The organism is Pseudomonas frigoris, assembly GCF_047758635.1.
In the GTDB taxonomy this organism is placed as follows: Bacteria; Pseudomonadota; Gammaproteobacteria; order Pseudomonadales; family Pseudomonadaceae; genus Aquipseudomonas; species Aquipseudomonas frigoris.
Window position 1 is genome coordinate 1,064,688 of sequence record NZ_CP180479.1, and the last position, 22,827, is coordinate 1,087,514.

Genomic DNA, 22,827 nt, shown 5'->3' on the forward strand with positions numbered 1-22,827 from the left:
AATGCGGAGCCTTCCCATACTCAGGGGCTTGGCTGAAGAGGCGCAGGCATGCCAGAGATTTAGTGACAGTCGTCACTCCTGTCGCCCTGCTGCACGACACGGATTGTAGCCGGCGTCGCGTACCTTTGGATGCTCAGCGAATCGGTACGACGTTGCGGTCCCTGGTTTGATTGATGGCCGATGCCGACAGGCTGCCGGTGGCCGCCTTCTGGATATGTTCACTCCACCAGGCCATCATCGGACGCCGGCGTTCGATGTAATCCGTCCGGTTGTAGGCGCTACGAACTTCGTCCTTGTCGACATGCGCCAGCGCGACCTCGATCAGCTCCGGATCCCAGCCATGCTCATTCAGGATGGTGCTCGCCATCGAGCGCAAGCCGTGGCTGACTAGGCGGTCCTGAAAGCCCATGCGCTTCAACGCCATGTTGGCGGTCTGGCTATTGGCATGGGTGCGGGGGTTTCTATCTGAGGGGAACACGTACTCTCTGTTACCGCTGAGTTGCTTGAGCGTCTCCAGTAACGAAAGTGCCTGATCGGTAAGAGGGATTGTGTGCGGCCGACGCTTTTTCATTCGCTCTGGCGGAATGGTCCAAATGCGCTTGTCGAAGTCGATATCTGCCCATCGTGTGGTAGCTGCTTCGGCAGGGCGGGTCATCGTGTGCAACTGCCATTCGATCAGGCATCGGGTCGTGCGCTTGATGCTGGCGTTAGCGATTTCCATCATGAGCTCGGGAAGCTCCTCAGGTGGTAGCGCAGCCATGTTCTCTTTCTTGGGTTTCTTGAACACCGCCCGAATTCCATTTAGGGGGTTCGCAAATATCAGCCCGGAGTTGACCCCGTAGGTCATGATCTCGTTGAGTCGTTGGCTCAATCTTTTCACGGTTTCGAGGCTCCCTTTGGCCTCGATTGGGCGAAGGATTTTGATAACCATCGGAGCAGTGATTTGAGAGAGCGGCGTTGTTTTCATGCTTGGGAAAACATGAAGCGTCAGCGATCTCCAAATGTCTTCGGCGTAAGCTTTGGTTACGGAGTCTTTCTTCAGCTCGAACCAGGCAGTGGCCACCTTCTCGAAAGTGTGTTCAGTCTCAGCAAGTTTGGCTTGCCTTACCTCATCACGCTGGGTTTTGGGATCAGTGCCCAAAGCGAGCAACTCACGCGCCTCTGCGGCTTTCTTCCGGGCGTTGGCTAGCGAGAGGTCGGGGTATGGACCAAGCGCCATGTTGATACGGCTTCTGGTCAACGGCTCGCGGTAATTGAAATTCCACATCATCGAGCCGCTCGCGCGTACTCGAAGCTGCAAGCCATCGCCGTCGCTGAGGACGAAGTCTTTACCAGTTGCCTTGACTGCCTTGAGCTGGCGATCGGAGAGACGGGTTGCGTTAGTAGGCATGGGGGCTACCTCCAGCACCGTTTTGGTATCCTGAAAATAGCATTTGGTAGTCCGGGATACCACCTGGGATACCAAAGCGCCTGGAACTCAGAAATCCTCCAAAGCCTCCAAAAGAGCTGAAGCCCCTGTATTTACTGGATTTCAGGCACAAAAAAAGACGTCCGTGGACGTCTTTAGATGATGAAGTGGTGGAGCCGGGGGGATTTGAACCCCCGTCCGCCAGTACTCCGCTGTCGGTACTACATGCGTAGCCGTGTCTATTAAGTTAACCCTCAGCGACCCGACGGGCAGGGTGCTTTGGGCGAGTTGTGTAAGTTTTAGCCGCTTCGTCCACAACGTACTGCACGGCGATTCTGTTCTATATGACAATCACTTTGGGTTTACAGACATCCCCTGATGATTGCTGGACCCGAAGGTACCAGGAGGGAAGGGCTAAGGCTGCTTACGCAGCGAGAGCGTATTCCCCGTAGGTTTCGTCATTGGCAACTATAGAAAGTTGCAACAGTGGATTTACGAGTTCTGTTACCAACTCGGCATGCACCTAAAGTTTCGCAACCGGCGTCGAATCCTAAACGGCCCCAAGCCTGTTGCTCTGTGAATCAAAGTGAGCAACAAGCCTGCGCAGTGTACGCCAACACGCGTGAGAAGGCCAACCCGAAGGTTGGCCACCACAGATTATGGGGTGGGTTGGTTGCGTTGTTGGTCAGCGAGTGACATTGCCTGGGTGGCCTCGGTGACGCATTTTTTGTCGTCCCCGGAGGCTTGGGAAGCTTCGGCGCTGGACATCAGTCTTTTGATCTCCATTGTGGCGTTGCCGGAGCTCGCCGGCAGTGAATTCACTTTGCTTTTGAGCTCTTGCAGCTTGCTCGTACAAAGGTTGTTGTCCGCAGCAAATACGGGAGAGGCCAACATGGCAGCAGAAATGAACAGACCAGCGAGTGCGGTACGTTTCATGGATATCTCCTTGTACTGATGGTCTCGGTGCTGCCGTATGAGCGGGCGGCTCGGCCGAGGTCGGAACATAAGCCACGATTGATGGGGCCTACTTAAAAGACTACGGCGCTGCGCAGGAATTCGGTTTTTGCAAAAAAGGCTATGAAAAAACTGTTTGATAGAAACAATCGCAGTAAAAAGGGAGCGATTGCCTCTTTTCGCTGGTGGGCCTCGCTCCTTCTGCGGAGTTGGTACGAACCCCAGATGCAACAAAACCCGCAATTGACGGGTTTTGGCTTGCTCGTATTGGGTGGTACCAGAGGGGGCAGAAGGCCAACCCGAAGGTTGGCATTGTGCTGGGACTATTGTTTGCCGCCGTCACTTGACTTCTGAATGGCCTGAATAGTTTGGGTGGTCTCGGCGATGCAATCTTCAGTCCCTTGCTTGGTGCCTTTTGCCTGATCGGCTTTGGCTTTCGTGACGCTTTCCATTACCTGATCAGACATTTCCGGAGGAGTCTGTGCCTTGGCATTTTCGATGGTTTTCAAGTTGACCGAACAGAGGTCTTCGGCGGCAAACGAGGTGGACGCCATCAGTGAGACAGTAACGAACAGACCTAACAGTACAGAACGTTTCATGTGTATCTCCTTGAACTGAGGGTCCAGGCTGCGCTGGCCGTCAGGACGGGCTGCCGAGTTTGGGTAAAGCCCGGTAACGTCCGGGCTTATTCTGTGGACTATGGCGGCGCATCAGGGTTCTATTTTTCTTGCATGACCCTCGCCTGCGTTACCCGATCCACCAGATAGACTAGCCCGTGGTAATCAATTCCGCCGTGCTGCGTCAGACCGATCTCACAAGTGCGGCTGGTCGAAATCCCCTCGCTGCACTGCTGCACCGCATCCTTGAGCGTGCGCAACGAATGTGCATTCAGTTCCGGCGTAGTAAAACCCTTATCCCCCGCAAACCCGCAGCAGTGAATGCCTTCGGGAATGACCACGTTTTTGCTGCATTTACGCGCCAGATCAATCAGCGTCTGACTTTCGCCAAGGTGCTGGGTGCTGCAAGTGACGTGCACCGCAATCGGCGCTTCCTGCGGCGTGAAATGCAGTCGATCCATCAAATGCGTACGAATGAAACGCACCGGGTCGTACAGGTCCAAGCGAACATCGCCCAGGTCCTGGGCCAGGCGCAAGGTGCAGGGGCTGGTGTCGCAGTAGATCGGGTCGAGCCCGCCGCGACTGGCGTGCAGCAAGGCGCCGATCAGTTCCTGGCGTTTGTGCTCGGCCTGTTCGGCGTAGCCCTTGGAGGCGAACGGTTGCCCGCAGCAGAGGTTGTCCAGGTTGTCCGGGAAGACCACTTGGTAACCGGCCTTTTCCAGCAACCCACGGGTTTTGTCGTACAGCGACATTTGCTCTTTATCACCCGCCGCCGGGCCCATTGCCCGCGACACGCAGGCCGCGAAGTACACCACTCGAGGGCGTTCGTCCGACACGGTCGGGCTGAAACGAATGGCTTTTTCCGGTTGCGGCATGGCGTTGGTCCATTGCGGGACCTGACCTTTGGATAGGCGCGTCAACGTTGCCGAAAGCTTTGCCAATCGTGGCGCCCCCAGCAGCATCCGTGCGCCGTTGGCCACGTGCAGGGTGAAACGTGCACCTTGCAGCGCGGTGGCGAAATTGCCTTCCAGCCAATTGGCGGTTTTTGTATGAGTTGCCTTCCGGCTGCGGAGCTTTTTCACCAGCTCGCCGGTGTTGATTCCTACAGGGCAACGCTGCGCACAGAGTCCCGTGGCGGCGCAGGTGTCGATGCCTTGGTATTCGTAAGCGGCTTCGAGTTCGGTGGTGTCCACGCCAGCGCGTTTCTTCGCCTGAATGTCACGCCAGATCACGATGCGCTGGCGCGGGCTCAAGGTAAGGCCTTTAGATGGGCAGACCGGTTCGCAGAAGCCGCACTCGATGCACTTATCCACAATCTCATCGGCGGCCGGCAACGGCTTCAGGTGCTTGAGGTGGATCTGCGGATCCTCGCTGAGCACCACGTCCGGGTTGAGAATGCCGTTGGGGTCGAGCAGACGTTTAAGCTGCCACATCAACTGGTAGGCATCGCTGCCCCACTCCAGTTCGACAAAGGGCGCCATGTTGCGGCCGGTGCCGTGTTCGGCCTTCAGCGAACCACCGAACTCCACCGCCACCAACTGCGCCACGTCGTCCATGAACGCTTGGTAGCGTGCGACTTCTTCCGGGTTGTTGAAGCCTTGGGTGAAGACGAAATGCAGATTCCCTTCCAGCGCGTGTCCGAAAAGGATCGCTTCGTCGTAGTGATGTTTGTCGAACAGCTCGATCAAGCGGTTTACGCCGATGGCCAGTTGTTCCACCGGGAAGGTCACGTCTTCGATGATCACCGTGGTGCCGGTTTTGCGCACGGCGCCGACGGCGGGGAAGGTGTCCTTGCGGATTGCCCAGAGCCGGGCGTTTTCCACTGGGTCTTCGGTGAAGTCGACTTGTTTTTCCACCGGGAAAGAAGTCAACGACGCCATGATGTGCGCCAGTTGTTCCTGTAGCAAAGTGGACGATGCGGCGCGGGATTCGATCAGCAGCGCGCAGGCATTGTTCGACAGCTGTTGTACGAAAGCGGGCATGCCGGGTTTGTCCTGCACCGAGCGCAGACTGCGCCGGTCTAGCAGTTCGACGGCCGACACCGGTTGGCTTTTCAGCACCGTCACAGCGTTACAGCAGGTTTCCACATCCGGGAACACGATCAGCGCCGAGGCCTTGTTCGGATGATCGATCACCGTGTCATAAGTGACCGCGCTGATGAAGCCGAGGGTGCCTTCGGAGCCCACCAGCAAGTGGCTCAAGATATCCACAGGCTCGTCGAAATCCACCAGCGCATTGAGTGACAGCCCGGTGGTATTTTTCAGACGGTATTTGTGGCGAATTCTCGCCGCCAGCTCGGCATTGGCGCGGGTTTCGCGGCCCAACGTTGCCAGGCGTTCAAGCAGCGAAGCGTGGCTCTCACGAAACGCAGCAACACTCGCCGCATCTTCGGTATCGAGACGGCTGCCGTCGGCCAGCACCAGACGAATGCCAGCCAACGTGTGATAGGTGTTTTGCGCCGTGCCGCAGCACATGCCGCTGGCATTGTTGGCGACGATGCCGCCGATTTTACAGGCATTGATTGAGGCCGGGTCCGGGCCTATCTTGCGCCCGAACGGTGCCAGCCATGCGTTGGCCTGTGCGCCGATCACACCCGGTTGCAGACGGATTTGCGTACCTTGCCCGCGAATCTCGCGACCGTTCCAGTTATCCCCCAGGACGATCAACACCGAGTCACTGATGGCCTGGCCGGACAGGCTGGTGCCGGCGGCGCGGAAGGTTACCGGGACTAGATCCCGTTGCGCCAGTTTCAGCAGCGCGACTACTTCATCTTCCGACTCGACACGAATCACCAGTTTCGGAATCAACCGGTAGAAACTGGCGTCGGTGCCGAAGGCCAAGGTCGACAGCGGGTCGTCGAAACGTCGCTCCTGGGGAATCAGTTGCTGCGCATCTCGCAGGAAAGCCGCGGGTAGATTCATTGGTCCTCCAGGATTATGACCACGAGGTCTTTCGGACCGTGAGCGCCGTAGGCCAGGACCTGCTCGATGTCAGCGGTTTTCGACGGGCCGGACACCAGCAGGGCGTTGGTCGGCATGCCTTGGGCCCACTCGAATTCCTGCTGCACTTGATAGAAGTTGTCGCGGATTTCACTGGCCTTGAGCAGGGCGAAATGCACTGGCGGCACCAGGCTCATCAGTCGCGGTTCTTCCCGCGTCGGCCAGAGAATCAGACTACCTGTGGCAGCGATTGCGCCAAGGGTGCCGGTCAGGCTGGCCGGCGTGTCGTTGAACAATTCGGTCCTCCATTCTTCAACCGGACGGTCGTAGGACTTGAGCGTTGGCAGATCAGGATTTTTCGCCCAGTGCTGAGTGACGCGTTGCCCGTGAGGTGTAGTCGGTGCGATCAACAGACTCGGCAACTGACGGTCCCGCAACAACTGAGCAAGCAACGAAGGCCAACCTTCGCCGGACGTCAGATGGATTTCGGTGTGCACCGCTTCCATCAGTTTGCGCAGCTGCGGGATGCGTTGTTCGGCGGTGTACGTGTAGGGCGCTGTCACCAGTTCGACGTCAAATTCGTCAGGCACCGGCGTGGTGCCCGTCAGACTTTTACGCAATTTGGCGAGGATATTTTGCTTGGCGCTCATCAGCGATCTCCCTGTTTGGCCAGATGTTCGCGGGCCATGTCATGCAGTGAGCGGGCAGCGGGTTTCGGTGCGCTGTGGTTTTGCGTCCAGGGGCCGACATTGCTCGGTGCCAGCGTGCGCAAGCGAGTGGCGAAGAAGCCGAACAGTCGATAAAGCGTGGGTGAACTGTTGAGCTTCGCCCAGGCATTCCAGATAACCCGTTCTTTACGCGAGTACTTGCTGCCCTGGCCGCGCATCACTTGATGAGGGCTGTCCGGGGCTTTGACGTTCTCTTCCCGTAGGCGACGCAGCAGCGCCGGGATAGGAATTTTTACCGGGCAAACTTCGCCGCAAGCGCCGCACAATGACGATGCGCTCGGATGGTCCGGGACTTTCGCCAGGCCGACCATGTGCGGGGTGATGATTTTTCCGATAGGCCCAGGGTAAACCTCCCCATAGGCGTGGCCGCCGATTCGGGTGTAGACCGGGCAATGATTCATACAGGCGCCGCAGCGGATGCAGTTCAGGGTCTGGCGCAATTCGCTGTCGGCGAAGGCCTGGCTGCGACCGTTGTCGAGCAATACCAGGTGCACTTCCTGAGGGCCGTCGAGTTCATGTTCCTTGCGCGGGCCGGAGATCATGTTGACGTAGGTGGTGATCGGCTGGCCGAGGGCTGAACGGGTCAGCAGTGACAGCAACGGCACCACATCGCGCAGGTTTTCCACGACTTTTTCGATGCCTGTGACGGCGATGTGCACCGGCGGCACGGTAGTGGTCATGCGCCCGTTGCCTTCGTTTTCCACCAGCAGCAAGGTGCCGGTTTCGGCCACTGCGAAGTTGACGCCGGAGACGCCGATGTCCGCTTCGAAGAATTTCTGCCGCAAGACCTTGCGACCGATCTGAATGAGTTGGTCAACGTCCTTGGTGTATTCCACGCCAAGTTTGTCGTGGAACAAGGACGCGACCTGACCGGCATTCTTGTGGATCGCCGGCATAATAATGTGTGAAGGCTTCTCGTGGTCGAGCTGGACGATGTACTCGCCCATGTCCGATTCCAGGCATTCAATGCCCTGTTCAGCGAGGAAGTGATTCATCTCCATCTCTTCGCTGACCATCGATTTGCCCTTGATCACTTGCCGCCCCTCGTGAGCGCGGATGATCGAGAGGACGATGCCATTGGCCTCATCCACCGTTTCCGCCCAGTGCACTGTCACACCGTTGCGGGTCAGGTTCTGTTCAAGCTGTTCGAGCAGGTCGGGCAACTTGGATAAAGCACGGGCGCGGACAGCATTGCCCAGCACTCGCAAATGTTCTCTTTCGTGGGCATCGCTGAAAGACGCTGCCCGTTTTGTCATTAGCGAATCCATCGCCGTGCGAAAGTTATTTCGCAGTTGCTTGTCACCCAACGCCTTGTGAGCACGGGTGCGGAAATCTTCTTCTACGGCAACCGTAGGAATAATCGCGGAAGCGTTCATAGAACACCTCCGGTTCGCTGCCAAAGGAAGCTGGCCAGATGTTGGCCGCGCAATGCTTCCTTCTGTTTCTCCAGCGAGCCGTTGATGTTCATCAGGCAACCGCAGTCGGCACTCAGTACCTTGTGCGCGCCAGATTCCTTCAACGAGCGGGTCTTGTCAGCCACCATCGCGCCGGAAATGTCTGGCATACGGACGCTGAAAGTCCCACCGAAGCCACAGCATTCACTTTCATGACTGTGGTCGACTCGCTCCACGTTACGGAGCTGCGCCAACAACTCGCGGCCATGCAAGTGGGTGTTCATCTCACGGCGTGCCGAGCACGACGTGTGCAGCGCTACTTTGACTGGCTCGCCACCGTCCTTGAGCTGCACCTTGCAGACAAACAACAGAAACTCGGCCAGTTCATAAGTCCGGGCCGCCAGCGCCTGAACCTGTTTCAGCGTGTCCGGCTCGTCCTTGAACAAGTCGGCGTAGTGTTCGCGCAACATCCCGGCACACGATCCCGAAGGCACCACCACCGGATAGTCCCCGGCAAACAGCGCCAGTTGCGAGCGTGCCACGGTCCTCGCCTGCTCGGTGTAACCCGAGGTGTAGGCCGGTTGCCCGCAGCAGCTTTGCCCCTGCGGATACTCGACACGAATGCCTTCGCGTTCCAGCAAGTGAATCGCGTCCATCCCGGCTTCAGGGTAGAACAAATCCACCACGCAGGTTCCGAACAGATAGACCCGAGACGGTTTCTCGCTGGGGTATTGCCGAGGCTCGGGCAGTGGCGGGGCGACGCGGGTCGCATTTGGAACAGCGTTGTAAAAAAGCTCGCTCATCAGGCGTGTCTCCGGGTGGTCCCGGTTATCCGTCTGTTGTGGCTGCTGAATATAGAGAGGCAAGCTTTCAGCAGCCTTACAGACCGGGTTGTGAATAGCTGACGCCGGAATCGTGGTCCGGCGTCGGTTTTTGCTTTTTATCGTGTAGTACTTAGTGCACAAGCATGCCGGTGAACCAGTAGGCCTGAGCCAGCGTGATCAGGCCGACGATCGTTGCAAAGAACAGGCTGTGCTTGAGGGTGAAACGGAACAGATCCGATTCCTTGCCCACCAGACCGGTCGCGGCGCAGGCGACGGCGATCGATTGTGGCGAGATCATCTTGCCGGTCACGCCGCCGCTGGTGTTCGCCGCAACCAGCAACACGTCGTTCACACCGATCTGGTGCGCAGTGGTCGCTTGCAGCGAACTGAACAGTGCGTTGGACGAGGTATCGGAACCGGTCAGGAACACACCCAGCCAGCCGAGGAACGGCGAGAAGAACGGGAATGCTGCACCGGTGCCTGCCAGAACCAGCGCCATGGTCGAGGACATGCCCGAGTAGTTAGTGACGAAGGCAAAGGCGAGCACCATGCCGATGGACAGAATCGGCCAGCGCAGCTCGTAGAAGGTCTCTTTCAAAGTGGTCAGACCAATTTTGACATTGATCCTCAGTACCAGCATCGAGATCAGCGCGGAGAAGAATATCGCCGTGCCGGTCGCGGAAATCGGGTCAAGTTTGAACACCGCTGGAATGGCGGTCGGGGCGGCCACGATCGGTGCGACCTTGATCACCATTTGGTCCAGGTGCGGGATCGCGAAGTTGAACACCCAGCTGTACATCGAACCGCCAGCGGCAAACATTGCCTTGAACGGTTTCAGGGTCCAGATGGTGACCAGCACGGTGAGGATCAGGAACGGTGACCAGGCTTTGAGAATTTCACTGAGGCTGTAGGGCGAAGCCACGGTGCTGCGCGGCTGACCGAAACCGCCGGCGCTGGCGCTCACCACGGAAGCCGAGACGGCACCGACGATGTGTTGGCCTGCGGCACGCTTTGGCTGCCAGACTTTCAGGAACAGCGTCAGGGAAATCAGGCTGGCCAGGGCCGAGGTGATGTCCGGCAGTTCCGGGCCGATGAAGTTCGACGTGAAGTATTGGGTGACGGCAAAGCTTAAACCGGCCACCAGTGCTGCCGGCCAGGTTTCGCGAACGCCGCGCAGGCCATCCATCATGAACACCAGCCAGAACGGCACGAACAGCGACAGCAGCGGCAGTTGGCGACCCGTCATGGCGCCGATCTTGAACGCGTCGATACCGGTCACTTGCCCGGCGACGATGATCGGAATCCCCAAGGCGCCGAAGGCAACGGGCGCGGTGTTGGCGATCAGGCACAGGCCAGCGGCGTACAGCGGGTTAAAGCCCAGTCCTACAAGCAGGGCGGCAGTAATCGCGACCGGCGCACCGAAACCGGCGGCACCTTCCAGGAAGGCACCGAAGCAGAAGCCGATCAGCAGCACCTGCAGGCGCTGGTCATCGGTAATCGACAGAACCGAGCTGCGGATCACTTCGAACTGACCACTCTTTACCGTCAGTTTGTAGAGGAATACCGCCGCCACGATGATCCAGGCAATCGGCCACAAACCGTAGGCGAAACCATAGCCGGCGGCGGCGAAGGCCATGTCGACGGGCATCTGGAAGGCGAAGATCGCCACGGCAATGGACAAGGCCAGCGTGATGCTGCCGGCCACGTGTCCTTTGAGTCGGAGCACGGCCAATGCCAGGAAGAAAAACACAATGGGGATAACGGCCGCGAGCGCGGATACGCCGAGACTGCCGAGCGGTGAATAGAGCTGTTGCCAGGTTTGCATATGGGGTGGCCCCTAATTGTTGTTGGTCAGGCACTGGTCAGCGTTCTTGGATAATTGGTAATACCAATTTACAATCGCTGTTGGCTAGGGTAAAAGCCTTGTAGGCGGCGTGTCAATTTGCCGCCCTAAAACTTTTGTCGAATGCGCGCTGCAGAAGTCATCTGGTCCGCTCGACCAAATGCCGTCTGGCAGGTGCTGACACAGCCCTGATAGGCCAGAATAGAGACCCCGGCGAGCCGTCGGGATCGTGGAGAAATGAGTTATGGGGTTTGATCAGATTCGTCAGCGCCGTTTGTCTGACGATATTGTCGAGCAGCTCGAGGGGATGATTCTCGAGGGCACGCTGAAGGCGGGTGAGCGCTTGCCGGCCGAACGTGCGTTGGCCGAGCAGTTCGGCGTGTCACGCCCTTCGTTGCGCGAAGCGATTCAGAAACTGGCGGCCAAGGGCTTGCTGGTCAGTCGCCAGGGTGGTGGCAATTATGTGGTGGAGTCGCTGGGGTCAACCTTCAGCGATCCGCTGCTGCATCTGCTGGAAAGCAACCCTGAAGCGCAGCGCGATCTGCTGGAATTTCGTCACACCCTGGAAGCCTCCTGCGCCTATTACGCAGCCATGCGTGCTACGGATGTTGATCGCGAGCGATTGACCGCGGCCTTCAATGAATTGCAGGACTGCTATACGCGTCACGACGAGGTAAGTCGGGCGGAAGAGGGGGCGGCGGATGCGAAATTCCACCTGGCAATTGCTGAAGCCAGTCATAACGCGGTGTTGCTGCACACCATTCGTGGGTTGTTCGATCTGCTCAAGCGTAACGTGGTGACCAACATCGGCGGTATGTACAAGCAGCGTACGGAAACCCGCGACATGCTGATCACACAGCACCGGGAGTTGTACCTGGCGATTATTGAAGGAAGGGCAGAGCAGGCGCGGGAAGTCTCCAGCCGACATATCTTGTATGTGCAGGAAGTGCTGGAAGAAGTGCGTCAGGAAGTGCAGCGCATGGCTCGGGCGGAGCGGCGCAAGGGGATGTAGTCAGTCGGTTTTGTGGTGATTTGTGCAATCGCCATCGTCGGATCGCCGCCCGGAGCAAGCTCGCTCCCACAGTGGATTTGTGAACGGCACAAAACAAATGTGGGAGCGAGCTTGCTCCGGGCGGCGATCCGACGATGGCTGTCTCAGGCAAAAAGAGAATTAATCTTCCTTGCCCTTGTTGCGCACCGCACGCTGCAACTCGCGGCCGGCGTCGCGTTCGCGTTCGGTATCACGCTTGTCGTATTCCTTCTTGCCCTTGCCCAGAGCGATCTCGCACTTGACCATGTGCTTGCTCCAGTACCAGGACAGGCACACGCAGGCGTAACCTTTTTGCTGTACGGCAGTGGCCAGCTTTTCCAACTCGCGTCGGTTGAGCAGCAATTTTCGGGTGCGGGTCGGATCAGCGATGACGTGGGTGCTGGCGGTCATCAGCGGCGTAATGTGGCTGCCGAGCAGCCAGGCTTCGCCATCCTTGAGCAGCACGTAACTGTCGACCAGTTGCAGCTTGCTTGCCCGCAGACTTTTTACTTCCCAGCCGGCCAGGACCAGACCAGCCTCGAACTTGTGCTCGATGAAGTAATCGTGTCGCGCCTTTTTGTTTTGCGCGATGGTCCCTGTTGGGTGTTTCTTCTGTTTAGCCATAGGGGCGGCATTATAGGGAGTTGCACGCGAGTCGGCTACGGTATCGCTACGTGCTTGAGCAGGTTGATTGAATCCCGGACAATGCGGCCTCTTTTTTGAACGCTTGGGCGTGATAACGATGTCGACAGACAAGGTTTCTGTCCACGGCAGTTGGGCTAGCCGCTGGGTCTTCATACTCGCCGCGACCGGTTCGGCCGTGGGCCTGGGTAGTATCTGGAAATTCCCGTACATGGTCGGCGTCTACGGCGGCGGCGCCTTCGTGCTGATGTTCCTGGCCTGTATCGCGCTGATCGGTGTGCCGGTCATGCTGGCCGAAACCCTGATCGGTCGCCGTGCACGGCAGAGCCCGGCCAACGCCCTGAAGGTATTGGCGCTGGAAGCCGGGCATTCGACGAAGTGGTCCTGGGGCGCATTTGCCGGGATGATCACGGCGTTGCTGATCCTGTCTTTCTATAGTGTGGTCGGCGGCTGGTCGCTGGATTACATCATCGACATGGGCCGTGGCGACTTCCAGGGGGTGACGGCTGACCAGGTCGGCGCCTACTTTGGCAATGTGATCGCCGATCCATGGCGCCTGACACTTTGGCACACAATATTTATGCTGCTGTCGGCGGTGGTGATTGCCAAAGGGGTGGTCGCCGGCCTGGAACGCAGCCTGCGGATCATGATGCCGCTACTGTTCGTGATGGTGATTGTTCTGCTGGGCTACAGCATGACCACCGGCCATTTCATGGAAGGCGTGCATTTCATGTTCGACTTCCACCCGGAAAAAGTACTCGACGGTTTGCTACCTGCCATGGGGCACGCGTTTTTTTCCCTGAGCGTGGGCGTCGGCTCGATCATGATTTACGGCGCCTACATGCCGAAGAACTCATCGATTTCCGGCACCATCGTCGGCGTGGCACTGCTCGATACCTTCGTTTCCCTAGTGGCTGGTCTGGCATTGTTTCCGATCGTGTTTGCCGCGGGCCTGAACCCAAGCGAAGGCCCTGGCCTGATGTTCGTCAGCTTGCCCTTTGCCTTTGGTAACGTAGCGTTCGGCCAGTTGATGGGCGTAGTGTTCTTCGTGCTGGTAGCGATTGCAGCCTGGAGTTCCGCAATTTCCCTGCTTGAGCCGATGGTGGCTTACCTGGTTGAGCGCACGAAAGTCAGCCGCGCCTGGGTCACCTTCTGGCTGGCATTCATCTGCTGGTTCGTCGGTCTGGGCACGGTGTTTTCCTTCAATATCTGGAAGGAAGCCAAATTTTTCGTGAACGAAGGCGGGATGTTCCACCTCTATCAATGGGGTGCGGCCGGTGGCCTGGACTTCTTTGGTGTGATCGATTTCTTCACCTCGCGGATCATGTTGCCACTCGGTGGTTTGTGTTTCGTGGTGTTTGCAGGATGGGTGATGGGGCGTGAAGCGGTACGCGACGAGTTGTCGATCCGCAACCCTGCGATGTTCGCCCTGTCCTTGTTCTTGATGCGCTATGTGGCGCCCATCGGCATTCTCGTAGTGTTTGCCGCCCAGCTGTGGAAGTGACGCTGACATGACGACACACATTCAACGTTCGGCCCTGCTGCCGTATCCGGCACAAGCGCTGTATGACCTTGTCAACGACGTGGCGCGTTACCCGGAATTTCTGCCGTGGTGCTCATCGGCCGAAGTCCTGGAGAGTTCTCCTGAGCATATGCGCGCTAGCGTCGGCGTGGCCAAGGGCGGTCTCAGCCAGCATTTCGTAACGCGCAACACGCTGGTGCCTGGGCATTCGATCGAGATGAACCTCGAGGAAGGCCCGTTCAATCAATTGCATGGCGTCTGGGTGTTCAAGCCGTTGGGCGAGAAAGCCTGCAAGATCAGCCTGGACCTGTCGTTCGATTACGCCGGTTCGATTGTCCGCGCGACCTTGGGGCCGTTGTTCAATCAGGCGGCCAATACGCTGGTGGATGCCTTCTGCCAGCGCGCGAAGCAGATGCATGGTTGAGGTCGTGATCGACGTTGAGGTGGTGTATGCCGCCATTGATCGTCAGGTGCTTCTCTCGGTGACGGTTCCAGCAGGAACGACAGTGCGGGCGGCTTTGCTGAAGTCAGGCATCGGCGAGGCGTTTTCGGAGCTGGCTCTGGCCAGTTGCCCGGTGGGGATCTTCGGTAAAGTGATCGCTGATCCGGACAAGCATCCAGTCCAGGCTGGAGATCGCATCGAGATATACCGACCATTGCTGGCTGATCCGAAAGAAGTTCGTCGGTTACGCGCAGCCAAGGCTGCTGAGGCCAAAAACCGGAATCAGTGAATCACTAAACGCCAGACAATAAAAAACCCGGACATGCCGGGTTTTTTATTGCGTCGCAAATTATTGCGGCGAGGTTTCCAGAGGTTCTGGAGTCGGGACTGGAACGGTTTCTACACCGTCGACATCCTTCTGGATCTGGTCCAGCAGCGAACCTGGCTTGACCGGTTTTTCTGGTTTCGGCTTCTCGGCGTTTTCTGTTGGCGCAGCAACTGTAGTGCCGCTGTCCTTGCCGAGAATGGCTTCGTCGCGGCTCACGCCTGGCATGAAATCACCAGAGAGGCTGACAAGCTGGTCATTTGGGTTGAAGATAACGCTAATGCGTTCCTGTTGGCGTTCACCGCCACCCGGTTGCAGGCTGTACAGATAATCCCAGCGATCGGCATGGAACGTGTCGGTCAACAGAGGGTTGCCCATGATAAACCGTACTTGCTTGCGGGTCATTCCCGGGCGTAACTGGTCTATCATGTCCTGCGTGACGACATTGCCCTGCTGGATGTCGATTTTGTAAACCCCGGGGAATGAACAACCGGCGAGTGCGAGCAGTCCCACAAAGGTGAAACTGGTTAGCAAGAGCTTGGTGTTTTGCATCGGTGGGCGACTTCCACTATCTTGGCTGGGACAACGTAAACGCCGATCATACCCGCATTAAGAGAAGCTGCGAAGCAGCATCGCGAGAAAGCTGACCATGGTTGAAAATAGCGAACTACGCAAAGCCGGCCTCAAAGTGACCCTTCCACGGGTCAAAATTCTGCAAATGCTCGATTCCGCCGAGCAACGCCACATGAGTGCCGAGGACGTCTACAAGGCGCTGATGGAGGCTGGTGAGGACGTCGGTCTGGCCACGGTTTACCGTGTCCTGACCCAGTTCGAGGCAGCTGGCCTTGTGGTGCGGCACAACTTCGACGGGGGCCATGCGGTCTTCGAGCTGGACGACGGCAAGCATCACGACCATATGGTCAACGTCGAGACCAGTGAAGTGATCGAATTCTTCGACGAAGAAATCGAGCGACTGCAGAAGGCAATCGTCGACAAGTATGGCTTCGAGATGGTTGATCACAACCTTGTACTGTACGTACGCAAGAAAAAGTAAGCATGTCGCGCGAACTTAAGGTTCGCGAAACGAGCGAAGGCGACCCCAGGGTCGCCTTCGTGCTTTCTGCCGGTCTTAAATTTTCGCGGTGACGACCATTTTCCTGGCATGAGCCAGGGATTCCTTTGTAAGGTCGATGCCTCCCAGCATCCGCGCCACTTCTTCGACACGATCGTTCTTGCTCAGCTTGGAGACGGCTGTGTGAGTGGCATCTTCGCCGCGCACTTTGTGTACGAATAGATGTTGATGTCCCTGCGCTGCTACTTGCGGCAAGTGAGTTACCGTCAATACCTGCCCGCGCTCCCCAAGTCGACGCAGCAATTGGCCCACGATTTCGGCGGTCGGACCACCGATGCCCACGTCCACTTCGTCGAACACCAGGGTCGGTACGCGGGAGGTCTGCGCGGTGATCACTTGAATCGCCAGGCTGATCCGTGACAATTCGCCGCCGGATGCTACTTTTGCCAGCGCTTTCAAAGGTTGGCCCGGGTTAGCACTTACCAGCAGCTCTACCTGCTCAAGGCCATTGGGTAGCAGTTCATCGCTACTGTTGGGGCGCAGCTCGATGGTGAAACGACCGCCGGGCATGCCCAGTCGCTGGATTTCCTGCTCCACGGCGCTGGCCAGGCTGTTCGAGGCCTGATGGCGCAAATCGCTGAGCTCGCGAGCCTTTTCCTGATAATGACGGGCATAGGAGGCCAGTTCATCGCTCAGTCGCTCGATGGATTCGTCGTTGGCATTCAGGGTTTCGATTTCATCCAGCAAGCGCTGCTGCATCTCGGCCACTTCGGTCGGCTGGATGCGGTGTTTGCGCGCCATGGTATAGATCGCATCAAGGCGTTCCTCCAGGTACTGAAGGCGCGCTGGATCGGCATCGAAGTTATCGAGGAAGCGGTTCAGTTCTCCCACGGCTTCTTCGACCTGGATCTGCGCGCTGGTCAGCAGGCTACTGGCTTCACCCAGGGCCCCAATCGAATTGTTGACGCTCGAAAGGCGATTGAGGCTGGCGGTGAGGGCGTTCAGCACATTCCCGGAATCACTTTCGCTGCATTGCTCGACCACCTGCCGGCAAATGCCCAGCAGGGTTTCGGCGTTGGTCAGGTTCTTGTGTTCCTGTTCCAGCTGCTCCAGCTCGTTTTCGCCGAGGCCGAGGTTTTCCAGCTCTTCGAGCTGATAGCTGAGCAATTGATGGCGAGCACGCTGCTCGTCGCCGGAGTTGGAAAGGCGTTCCAGTTCCTGGCGGGTCTGGCGCCAGCGCTGGGCGGCCAGATGTACCTGACGGGCAAGGTCCGTTGCACCGGCGTACTCGTCGAGCAGGCGGCGGTGCGTGTCGGTCTTGAGCAGGGATTGATGTTCATGCTGGCTGTGGATATCGATCAGCAGTTCACCCAGGGCTTTGAGGTCGCCGAGGGGGCAGGGCGTGCCGTTGATATAGCCACGCGAGCGCCCTTCGGCGGTGATCACCCGGCGCAGGATGCACGGGCCATCGCTCTCCAGGTCGCGCTCGGCCAGCCAAGCGCTGGCTTCTGGAATATCGACCAGGTCGAAGGTTGCCAGGATATCGGCCTTGTCGGCACCGGGACGGACCACGCCGCTGTCGGCGCGATCGCCCAGGGTCAGGCCGAGGGCGTCGAGCATGATCGACTTGCCGGCGCCGGTTTCCCCAGTGATCACGCTCATCCCGCGATCGAGTTCGAGATCGAGATGTTCAACGATGGCGTAGTTATGTACGGACAGGTGCACCAGCATAAAGGCCGCTCCCAGGCTTTAGGTCTGGTTATTTATACAGTGTTTTGTTTCTGGCTGACAATGCCCTCCCTTAGCTCGATTTGCTTGATCCGACGAAATCCTTGGTGCGCCCGGGAAATGACAATGCAGCTGTTTTTTGTAGGGTTAATAAATAAGCACCCCTTGAAGCTGAATTTTGCGGCCCCATATAGCTGGGCAGAAGCGCGAGTTGAGCTCGCGGACGATATTGAAAGGAGAAATCTATGGCTGACGAACAGACAGTGGATACGCAAAATCTAGACGCCGATCAGGCTGCCCAGGACTCGGGTGATGAACTGGCGGCTCGTGTTCAAGTGCTCGAAGAGCAATTGGCTGGCGCTCATGATCAGGCTTTGCGTGTAGCAGCTGATCTGCAGAACGTCCGCCGTCGCGCCGAGCAGGATGTAGAAAAGGCTCACAAGTTCGCACTGGAAAAATTCGCCGGTGACTTGTTGCCGATCATCGACAGCCTGGAGCGTGGTCTGGAGTTGTCCAGCCCGGACGACGAAAGCATTCGTCCAATGCGCGAAGGCATCGAGCTGACCCTGAAAATGTTCCAAGACACCCTGAAACGTTATCAGCTGGAAGCGATCGATCCGCATGGCGAACCGTTCAACGCCGTTCAGCATCAGGCAATGGCCATGCAGGAAGCCGCCGACGTCGAGCCGAACAGCGTGCTCAAGGTGTTCCAGAAGGGCTATCAGCTCAACGGTCGCCTGCTGCGCCCGGCCATGGTCGTGGTCAGCAAGGCCCCGGCACCGGTTTCGCCTTCGATTGACGAGCAGGCTTGAAATTAGCCGCAAGGCCCCCATTTAGAAGTCAAGCGTTTAAGTGCTACCGCAGTTAGCCACCACTGCTGCGGCAACCAAATCCAAAGTTTCGGGAGAGTGAACATGGGCAAAATTATCGGTATCGACCTGGGGACTACCAACTCCTGCGTCTCCGTGCTTGAAAATGGCGTAGCCAAAGTTATTGAAAACGCTGAAGGCACGCGTACCACGCCGTCGATCATCGCTTACGCCAACGATGGTGAAATCCTCGTTGGTCAATCGGCCAAGCGTCAGGCTGTGACCAATCCGCACAACACCCTGTATGCGGTGAAGCGTCTGATCGGTCGTAAGTTCGACGAAGAAGTCGTACAGAAAGACATCAAGATGGTTCCGTACAAAATCGCCAAGGCTGATAACGGCGATGCGTGGGTTGAAGTGAACGGCCAGAAAATGTCGCCGCCACAAATCTCGGCTGAAATTCTGAAGAAAATGAAGAAGACCGCCGAAGACTATCTCGGCGAGCCTGTGACCGAAGCAGTGATCACCGTTCCGGCCTACTTCAACGACAGCCAGCGTCAAGCCACCAAAGACGCCGGCCGTATTGCGGGTCTGGACGTAAAACGTATCATCAACGAACCAACCGCAGCCGCTCTGGCTTACGGTATGGACAAGGCGAAGGGCGATCACACCGTGATCGTTTACGACTTGGGCGGCGGTACTTTCGACGTTTCCGTAATCGAAATCGCTGAAGTCGATGGCGAGCACCAGTTCGAAGTATTGGCCACCAACGGTGACACGTTCCTGGGCGGTGAAGACTTTGACATTCGTCTGATCGACTACCTCGTTGACGAATTCAAGAAAGAAAGCGGCATGAACCTTAAGGGCGACCCGCTGGCCATGCAGCGCCTGAAAGAAGCCGCTGAAAAAGCCAAGATCGAACTGTCTTCGAGCAATTCTACCGACGTGAACCTGCCGTACATCACTGCAGACGCCACCGGTCCTAAGCACTTGAACGTGAAAATCTCCCGCGCCAAGCTCGAAGCGCTGGTAGAAGACCTGGTTCAACGCACCATCGAACCTTGCCGCATCGCTCTGAAAGACTCCGGTATCGACATTGGCGCTATCAATGACGTGATCCTGGTCGGCGGTCAGACCCGTATGCCACTGGTTCAGAAGCTGGTGACCGAATTCTTCGGTAAAGAAGCACGTAAAGACGTGAACCCGGACGAAGCCGTTGCCATGGGTGCTGCTATCCAGGGCGCAGTATTGGCCGGTGACGTGAAAGACGTTCTGCTGCTGGACGTTAGCCCGCTGACCCTGGGTATCGAAACCATGGGTGGCGTGATGACCGCGCTGATCGAGAAAAACACCACGATTCCTACCAAGAAATCGCAAGTGTTCTCGACTGCCGACGACAACCAGGGCGCAGTGACCATTCACGTGCTGCAAGGTGAGCGTAAGCAAGCCGCTCAGAACAAGTCTTTGGGCAAGTTCGACCTGGCCGAAATTCCACCAGCACCACGTGGCGTGCCACAAATTGAAGTGACCTTCGACATCGACGCCAACGGCATTCTGCACGTAGGCGCCAAAGACAAGGCTACCGGCAAGACTCAGTCGATCGTGATCAAGGCCAACTCCGGTCTGTCCGAGGAAGAGATTCAGCAGATGATTCGCGATGCTGAAGCCAACGTCGACGCAGATCGCCAGTTCGAAGAGCTGGCAGCCGCTCGCAACCAGGGCGATGCGCTGGTTCACTCGACTCGCAAAATGGTCGCAGACGCTGGCGATAAAGTGACTGCTGAAGAGAAGACTGCAATCGAAGCTGCTGTTGTTGCCCTGGAAGCCGCTGTCAAAGGCGACGACAAGGCCGCGATCGAAGCCAAGGTTGAAGAGCTGTCGAAAGTCTCCGCGCCAGTGGCTCAGAAAATGTACGCCGAGCAGGCTCAGCCAGCTGAAGGCGCTGCACCGCACGACGAAAAGGCTGAAAAGGCTGACGACGTTGTCGACGCTGAGTTCGAAGAAGTCAAAGACCACAAGTAAGTTGTTGGTCGGCCGGTTGACTGCCTTTAGGCAGTGACTGGTAGGATGTCGCCGCGCGGGGGCTTGCTCCCGCGTTGGCGTGTCTGGAGTTAGCGAATTTTTACAGCATGCGACAAAGGCGGAGTGAGTGGCTTGTTCGTTAGAGCAAGTTCGGATTCCTGAACGCCATAGCCAAGGCGCTGCGACGACTCATAGCTCGCTATGGGGAGGAGCGGCAACGCAGGATATGGTGTCCAGGCGCCGGAATTGCCTAACGAACAAGCCATTCAGTCCGCCCCAGTGTTGGCGGTATGGCCGGGAATGCTCCTGCTTTTCGAGCCGAAAGTACCGCATCGAATCAAAGACCAGGATCGTTGAATTGACGTGAGTTGGGTCCGGGCCTGTATTGGGGCTCAACGAGTTTGGCAAGGCTCAGGAGAGGTTTGCCGAACGTCCTTAAGAGTGCAAAGACTTATGGCAAAGCGTGACTATTACGAAGTATTAGGTGTTGAGCGCGGCTCAAGCGAAGCAGACCTGAAAAAGGCCTACCGTCGCCTGGCGATGAAGCACCACCCGGACCGTAATCCCGATGACAAAGCGTCGGAAGATATGTTCAAGGAGGCCAACGAGGCCTACGAAGTACTGTCCGATTCCAGCAAGCGCGCGGCCTACGATCAGTACGGTCATGCCGGTGTCGACCCGAGCATGGGTGGCGGCGGTGCCGGGTTTGGCGGTCAGAACTTCTCCGATATCTTTGGTGATGTCTTCAGTGACTTCTTCGGCGGCGGTCGCGGCGGTTCTCGTGGCGGCGCTCAGCGCGGCAGCGACCTGCGTTACACTCTGGAACTGAATCTGGAAGAAGCGGTTCGCGGTACGACTGTGAATATCCGCGTCCCGACGCTGGTCAACTGCAAGCCGTGCGACGGTTCGGGTGCCAAGAAAGGCTCCTCGCCGATCACATGCCCGACGTGTGGCGGTATCGGTCAAGTACGTATGCAGCAGGGCTTTTTCTCGGTGCAGCAGACGTGCCCGCGCTGCCATGGCCAGGGCAAGATCATTTCCGATCCGTGCGACTCGTGCGACGGTCAAGGTCGTGTCGAAGAGTACAAAACCCTCTCGGTGAAAGTGCCGGCCGGTGTTGATACCGGTGACCGCATTCGTCTGTCCGGCGAAGGCGAGGCGGGGGCTCAGGGTGGTCCGACTGGCGACCTGTACGTGGTGATCAACGTGCGTGAGCACGCGATCTTCCAGCGCGACGGCAAGCACCTGTTCTGCGAAGTGCCAATCAGTTTTGTTGATGCTGCGCTGGGTGGCGAGCTGGAGATTCCGACCCTTGATGGTCGAGTCAAACTGAAAATCCCTGAAGGGACTCAGACCGGCAAGCAGTTCCGTGTTCGCGGCAAGGGCGTTGCGCCAGTGCGCGGCGGCGGTGCTGGTGACTTGATGTGCAGAGTGGCGGTCGAAACCCCTGTCAATCTGGGGCGTCGTCAGCGCGAACTGCTGGAAGAGTTCCGTAGCTCGCTGGCGGATGACAACAGCCATTCACCTAAAACCACTGGTTGGTTTGAAGGCGTGAAGCGCTTCTTCGGCGATTTGTAAGGAGTCGGCATGCGACGTATAGCTGTGATGGGCGCTGCCGGGCGCATGGGCAAGATTCTGGTCGAGGCGGTGCAGCAGCGCGCGCCGCTGACCGGGCTGACGGCAGCCATCGTACGCCCCGGCAGCACGCTGATTGGCGTGGATGCTGGTGAGCTGGCCTCGCTGGGGCGTATCGGCGTTCCACTGTCCGGCAATCTGGACGCGGTGGCTGATGAGTTCGACGTGCTGATCGACTTCACGCTCCCGGAAGTCATGCTGAAAAACCTGGCGTTCTGCCGTAAGGCGGGCAAGGCCATGGTGATCGGCACGACAGGGCTGGACGCCGCGCAGAAGCAGCTGCTGGCCGAGGCCGGCAAAGATATTCCGATCGTGTTCGCAGCCAATTTCAGTGTCGGTGTAAACCTGTCCCTGAAGCTGCTCGACATGGCTGCTCGTGTGCTGGGTGATGACGCGGATATCGAGATCATCGAGGCTCATCATCGGCACAAGATCGATGCGCCTTCAGGTACGGCTCTGCGCATGGGCGAAGTCATCGCAAGCGCCCTGGATCGTGATCTGCAGAAGGTTGCGGTTTATGGTCGTGAAGGCCATACCGGTGCTCGCGAACGTGAAACGATCGGCTTTGCCACTGTTCGCGGTGGTGATGTAGTCGGCGATCATACGGTGCTGTTCGCCTGTGAGGGTGAGCGACTGGAGATCACGCATAAAGCGTCCAGTCGCATGACCTTCGCCAAGGGCGCGGTACGTGCTGCGTTGTGGCTGGACGGTCGTGAGCCGGGTCTTTACGACATGCAAGACGTACTCGATCTGCGTTAAGATGCGCCCGAAATCGGGTTCAAATAGTGTGTTTGAGCCCGGTTTTACTCCGCCAAGCGACGTCCTGTCGCATTCTCCGGCCTTTAAGGCTCATTGGCGGTAGACCAAAAATGCCTTTTTCTGTAAGCTACAGC

The 22,827-nt window shown here is 57.8% G+C and carries 20 protein-coding genes and 1 other RNA gene; 9 read left to right on the forward strand and 12 right to left on the reverse strand.

The window, feature by feature from the left end:
- Positions 1–133 precede the first annotated feature (133 nt).
- The 9 genes from ACMXYH_RS04770 to ACMXYH_RS04810 form a co-directional block, all read right to left on the reverse strand.
- Positions 134–1,390, reverse strand: a complete 1,257-nt coding sequence (locus ACMXYH_RS04770; RefSeq protein WP_014719966.1) for an integrase domain-containing protein — start codon at positions 1,388–1,390, stop codon at positions 134–136.
- A 186-nt stretch (positions 1,391–1,576) separates the two neighbouring features.
- Positions 1,577–1,970: a transfer-messenger RNA gene (ssrA, locus tag ACMXYH_RS04775) on the reverse strand.
- A 95-nt stretch (positions 1,971–2,065) separates the two neighbouring features.
- Positions 2,066–2,344, reverse strand: a complete 279-nt coding sequence (locus tag ACMXYH_RS04780) for a hypothetical protein (protein WP_415766467.1) — start codon at positions 2,342–2,344, stop codon at positions 2,066–2,068.
- A 341-nt stretch (positions 2,345–2,685) separates the two neighbouring features.
- The gene (locus ACMXYH_RS04785) at positions 2,686–2,961 is read right to left on the reverse strand and encodes a hypothetical protein (protein ID WP_415766468.1); all 276 of its coding nucleotides are present in this window, start codon (positions 2,959–2,961) and stop codon (positions 2,686–2,688) included.
- A 119-nt stretch (positions 2,962–3,080) separates the two neighbouring features.
- Positions 3,081–5,900, reverse strand: a complete 2,820-nt coding sequence (locus ACMXYH_RS04790) for an FAD-binding and (Fe-S)-binding domain-containing protein (protein ID WP_415766469.1) — start codon at positions 5,898–5,900, stop codon at positions 3,081–3,083.
- Positions 5,897–6,568 carry a LutC/YkgG family protein gene (locus tag ACMXYH_RS04795; protein ID WP_415766470.1) on the reverse strand — a complete coding sequence of 224 codons (672 nt, stop codon included), beginning with the start codon at positions 6,566–6,568 and terminating at the stop codon, positions 5,897–5,899. Before ACMXYH_RS04795 ends, ACMXYH_RS04790 begins: the two co-directional genes overlap by 4 nt.
- Positions 6,568–8,022, reverse strand: a complete 1,455-nt coding sequence (locus tag ACMXYH_RS04800) for a LutB/LldF family L-lactate oxidation iron-sulfur protein (protein WP_134422055.1) — start codon at positions 8,020–8,022, stop codon at positions 6,568–6,570. The genes ACMXYH_RS04795 and ACMXYH_RS04800 overlap by 1 nt, the downstream gene beginning before the upstream one ends.
- Entirely contained in the window at positions 8,019–8,843 is an 825-nt protein-coding gene (locus tag ACMXYH_RS04805) for a (Fe-S)-binding protein (RefSeq protein ID WP_415766471.1), read from the reverse strand. The genes ACMXYH_RS04800 and ACMXYH_RS04805 overlap by 4 nt, the downstream gene beginning before the upstream one ends.
- 151 nt (positions 8,844–8,994) lie before the next feature.
- Positions 8,995–10,689: a lactate permease LctP family transporter gene (locus ACMXYH_RS04810; RefSeq protein ID WP_415766472.1), complete on the reverse strand. Its 1,695-nt coding sequence runs from the start codon at positions 10,687–10,689 to the stop codon at positions 8,995–8,997.
- Positions 10,690–10,951: 262 nt separating this feature from the next.
- On the opposite strand from ACMXYH_RS04810, the gene ACMXYH_RS04815 reads away from it, so the two are divergent.
- Positions 10,952–11,719, forward strand: a complete 768-nt coding sequence (locus tag ACMXYH_RS04815) for a GntR family transcriptional regulator (RefSeq protein ID WP_008149047.1) — start codon at positions 10,952–10,954, stop codon at positions 11,717–11,719.
- A 159-nt stretch (positions 11,720–11,878) separates the two neighbouring features.
- On the opposite strand, the gene smpB is transcribed toward ACMXYH_RS04815, so the two are convergent.
- Positions 11,879–12,361: an SsrA-binding protein SmpB gene (smpB, locus tag ACMXYH_RS04820; RefSeq protein ID WP_008149046.1), complete on the reverse strand. Its 483-nt coding sequence runs from the start codon at positions 12,359–12,361 to the stop codon at positions 11,879–11,881.
- A 118-nt stretch (positions 12,362–12,479) separates the two neighbouring features.
- On the opposite strand from smpB, the gene ACMXYH_RS04825 reads away from it, so the two are divergent.
- From ACMXYH_RS04825 to ACMXYH_RS04835, 3 genes are read left to right on the forward strand one after another with little or no spacing between them, the layout of a single operon-like run.
- Positions 12,480–13,883: a sodium-dependent transporter gene (locus ACMXYH_RS04825; RefSeq protein ID WP_129438624.1), complete on the forward strand. Its 1,404-nt coding sequence runs from the start codon at positions 12,480–12,482 to the stop codon at positions 13,881–13,883.
- 7 nt (positions 13,884–13,890) lie between these two features.
- Positions 13,891–14,325 carry a type II toxin-antitoxin system RatA family toxin gene (locus tag ACMXYH_RS04830; protein WP_129438622.1) on the forward strand — a complete coding sequence of 145 codons (435 nt, stop codon included), beginning with the start codon at positions 13,891–13,893 and terminating at the stop codon, positions 14,323–14,325.
- A complete protein-coding gene (locus ACMXYH_RS04835) occupies positions 14,318–14,632 on the forward strand; it encodes an RnfH family protein (RefSeq protein ID WP_129438620.1) in 315 nt (104 codons plus the stop codon). The genes ACMXYH_RS04830 and ACMXYH_RS04835 overlap by 8 nt, the downstream gene beginning before the upstream one ends.
- 60 nt (positions 14,633–14,692) lie before the next feature.
- Here ACMXYH_RS04835 and ACMXYH_RS04840 read toward each other — a convergent pair whose 3' ends face one another.
- Positions 14,693–15,220, reverse strand: coding sequence for an outer membrane protein assembly factor BamE (locus tag ACMXYH_RS04840; protein ID WP_033058138.1), 528 nt, complete (start codon positions 15,218–15,220; stop codon positions 14,693–14,695).
- A gap of 97 nt (positions 15,221–15,317) precedes the next feature.
- On the opposite strand from ACMXYH_RS04840, the gene fur reads away from it, so the two are divergent.
- Complete coding sequence (gene fur, locus ACMXYH_RS04845; RefSeq protein ID WP_003197684.1) at positions 15,318–15,722, forward strand: ferric iron uptake transcriptional regulator; 405 nt, start codon at positions 15,318–15,320, stop codon at positions 15,720–15,722.
- Between the two features lie 75 nt (positions 15,723–15,797).
- Here the strand turns inward: fur and recN are convergent, their stop codons facing one another.
- Positions 15,798–17,471, reverse strand: coding sequence for a DNA repair protein RecN (gene recN / locus ACMXYH_RS04850; protein ID WP_033058136.1), 1,674 nt, complete (start codon positions 17,469–17,471; stop codon positions 15,798–15,800).
- A 242-nt stretch (positions 17,472–17,713) separates the two neighbouring features.
- Here recN and grpE point away from each other — a divergent pair, with 242 nt between their 5' ends.
- The 4 genes from grpE (at position 17,714) to dapB (ending at position 22,693) form a co-directional block, all read left to right on the forward strand.
- Positions 17,714–18,280 (forward strand): nucleotide exchange factor GrpE, encoded by a 567-nt coding sequence (gene grpE, locus ACMXYH_RS04855; protein WP_129438618.1) that lies wholly within the window; start codon positions 17,714–17,716, stop codon positions 18,278–18,280.
- A gap of 102 nt (positions 18,281–18,382) precedes the next feature.
- Complete coding sequence (gene dnaK, locus ACMXYH_RS04860; protein WP_134422052.1) at positions 18,383–20,299, forward strand: molecular chaperone DnaK; 1,917 nt, start codon at positions 18,383–18,385, stop codon at positions 20,297–20,299.
- Positions 20,300–20,752: 453 nt separating this feature from the next.
- Positions 20,753–21,877 carry a molecular chaperone DnaJ gene (gene dnaJ / locus ACMXYH_RS04865; RefSeq protein WP_008149037.1) on the forward strand — a complete coding sequence of 375 codons (1,125 nt, stop codon included), beginning with the start codon at positions 20,753–20,755 and terminating at the stop codon, positions 21,875–21,877.
- A gap of 9 nt (positions 21,878–21,886) precedes the next feature.
- A complete protein-coding gene (gene dapB / locus ACMXYH_RS04870; RefSeq protein ID WP_129438614.1) occupies positions 21,887–22,693 on the forward strand; it encodes a 4-hydroxy-tetrahydrodipicolinate reductase in 807 nt (268 codons plus the stop codon).
- Positions 22,694–22,827 lie beyond the last annotated feature (134 nt).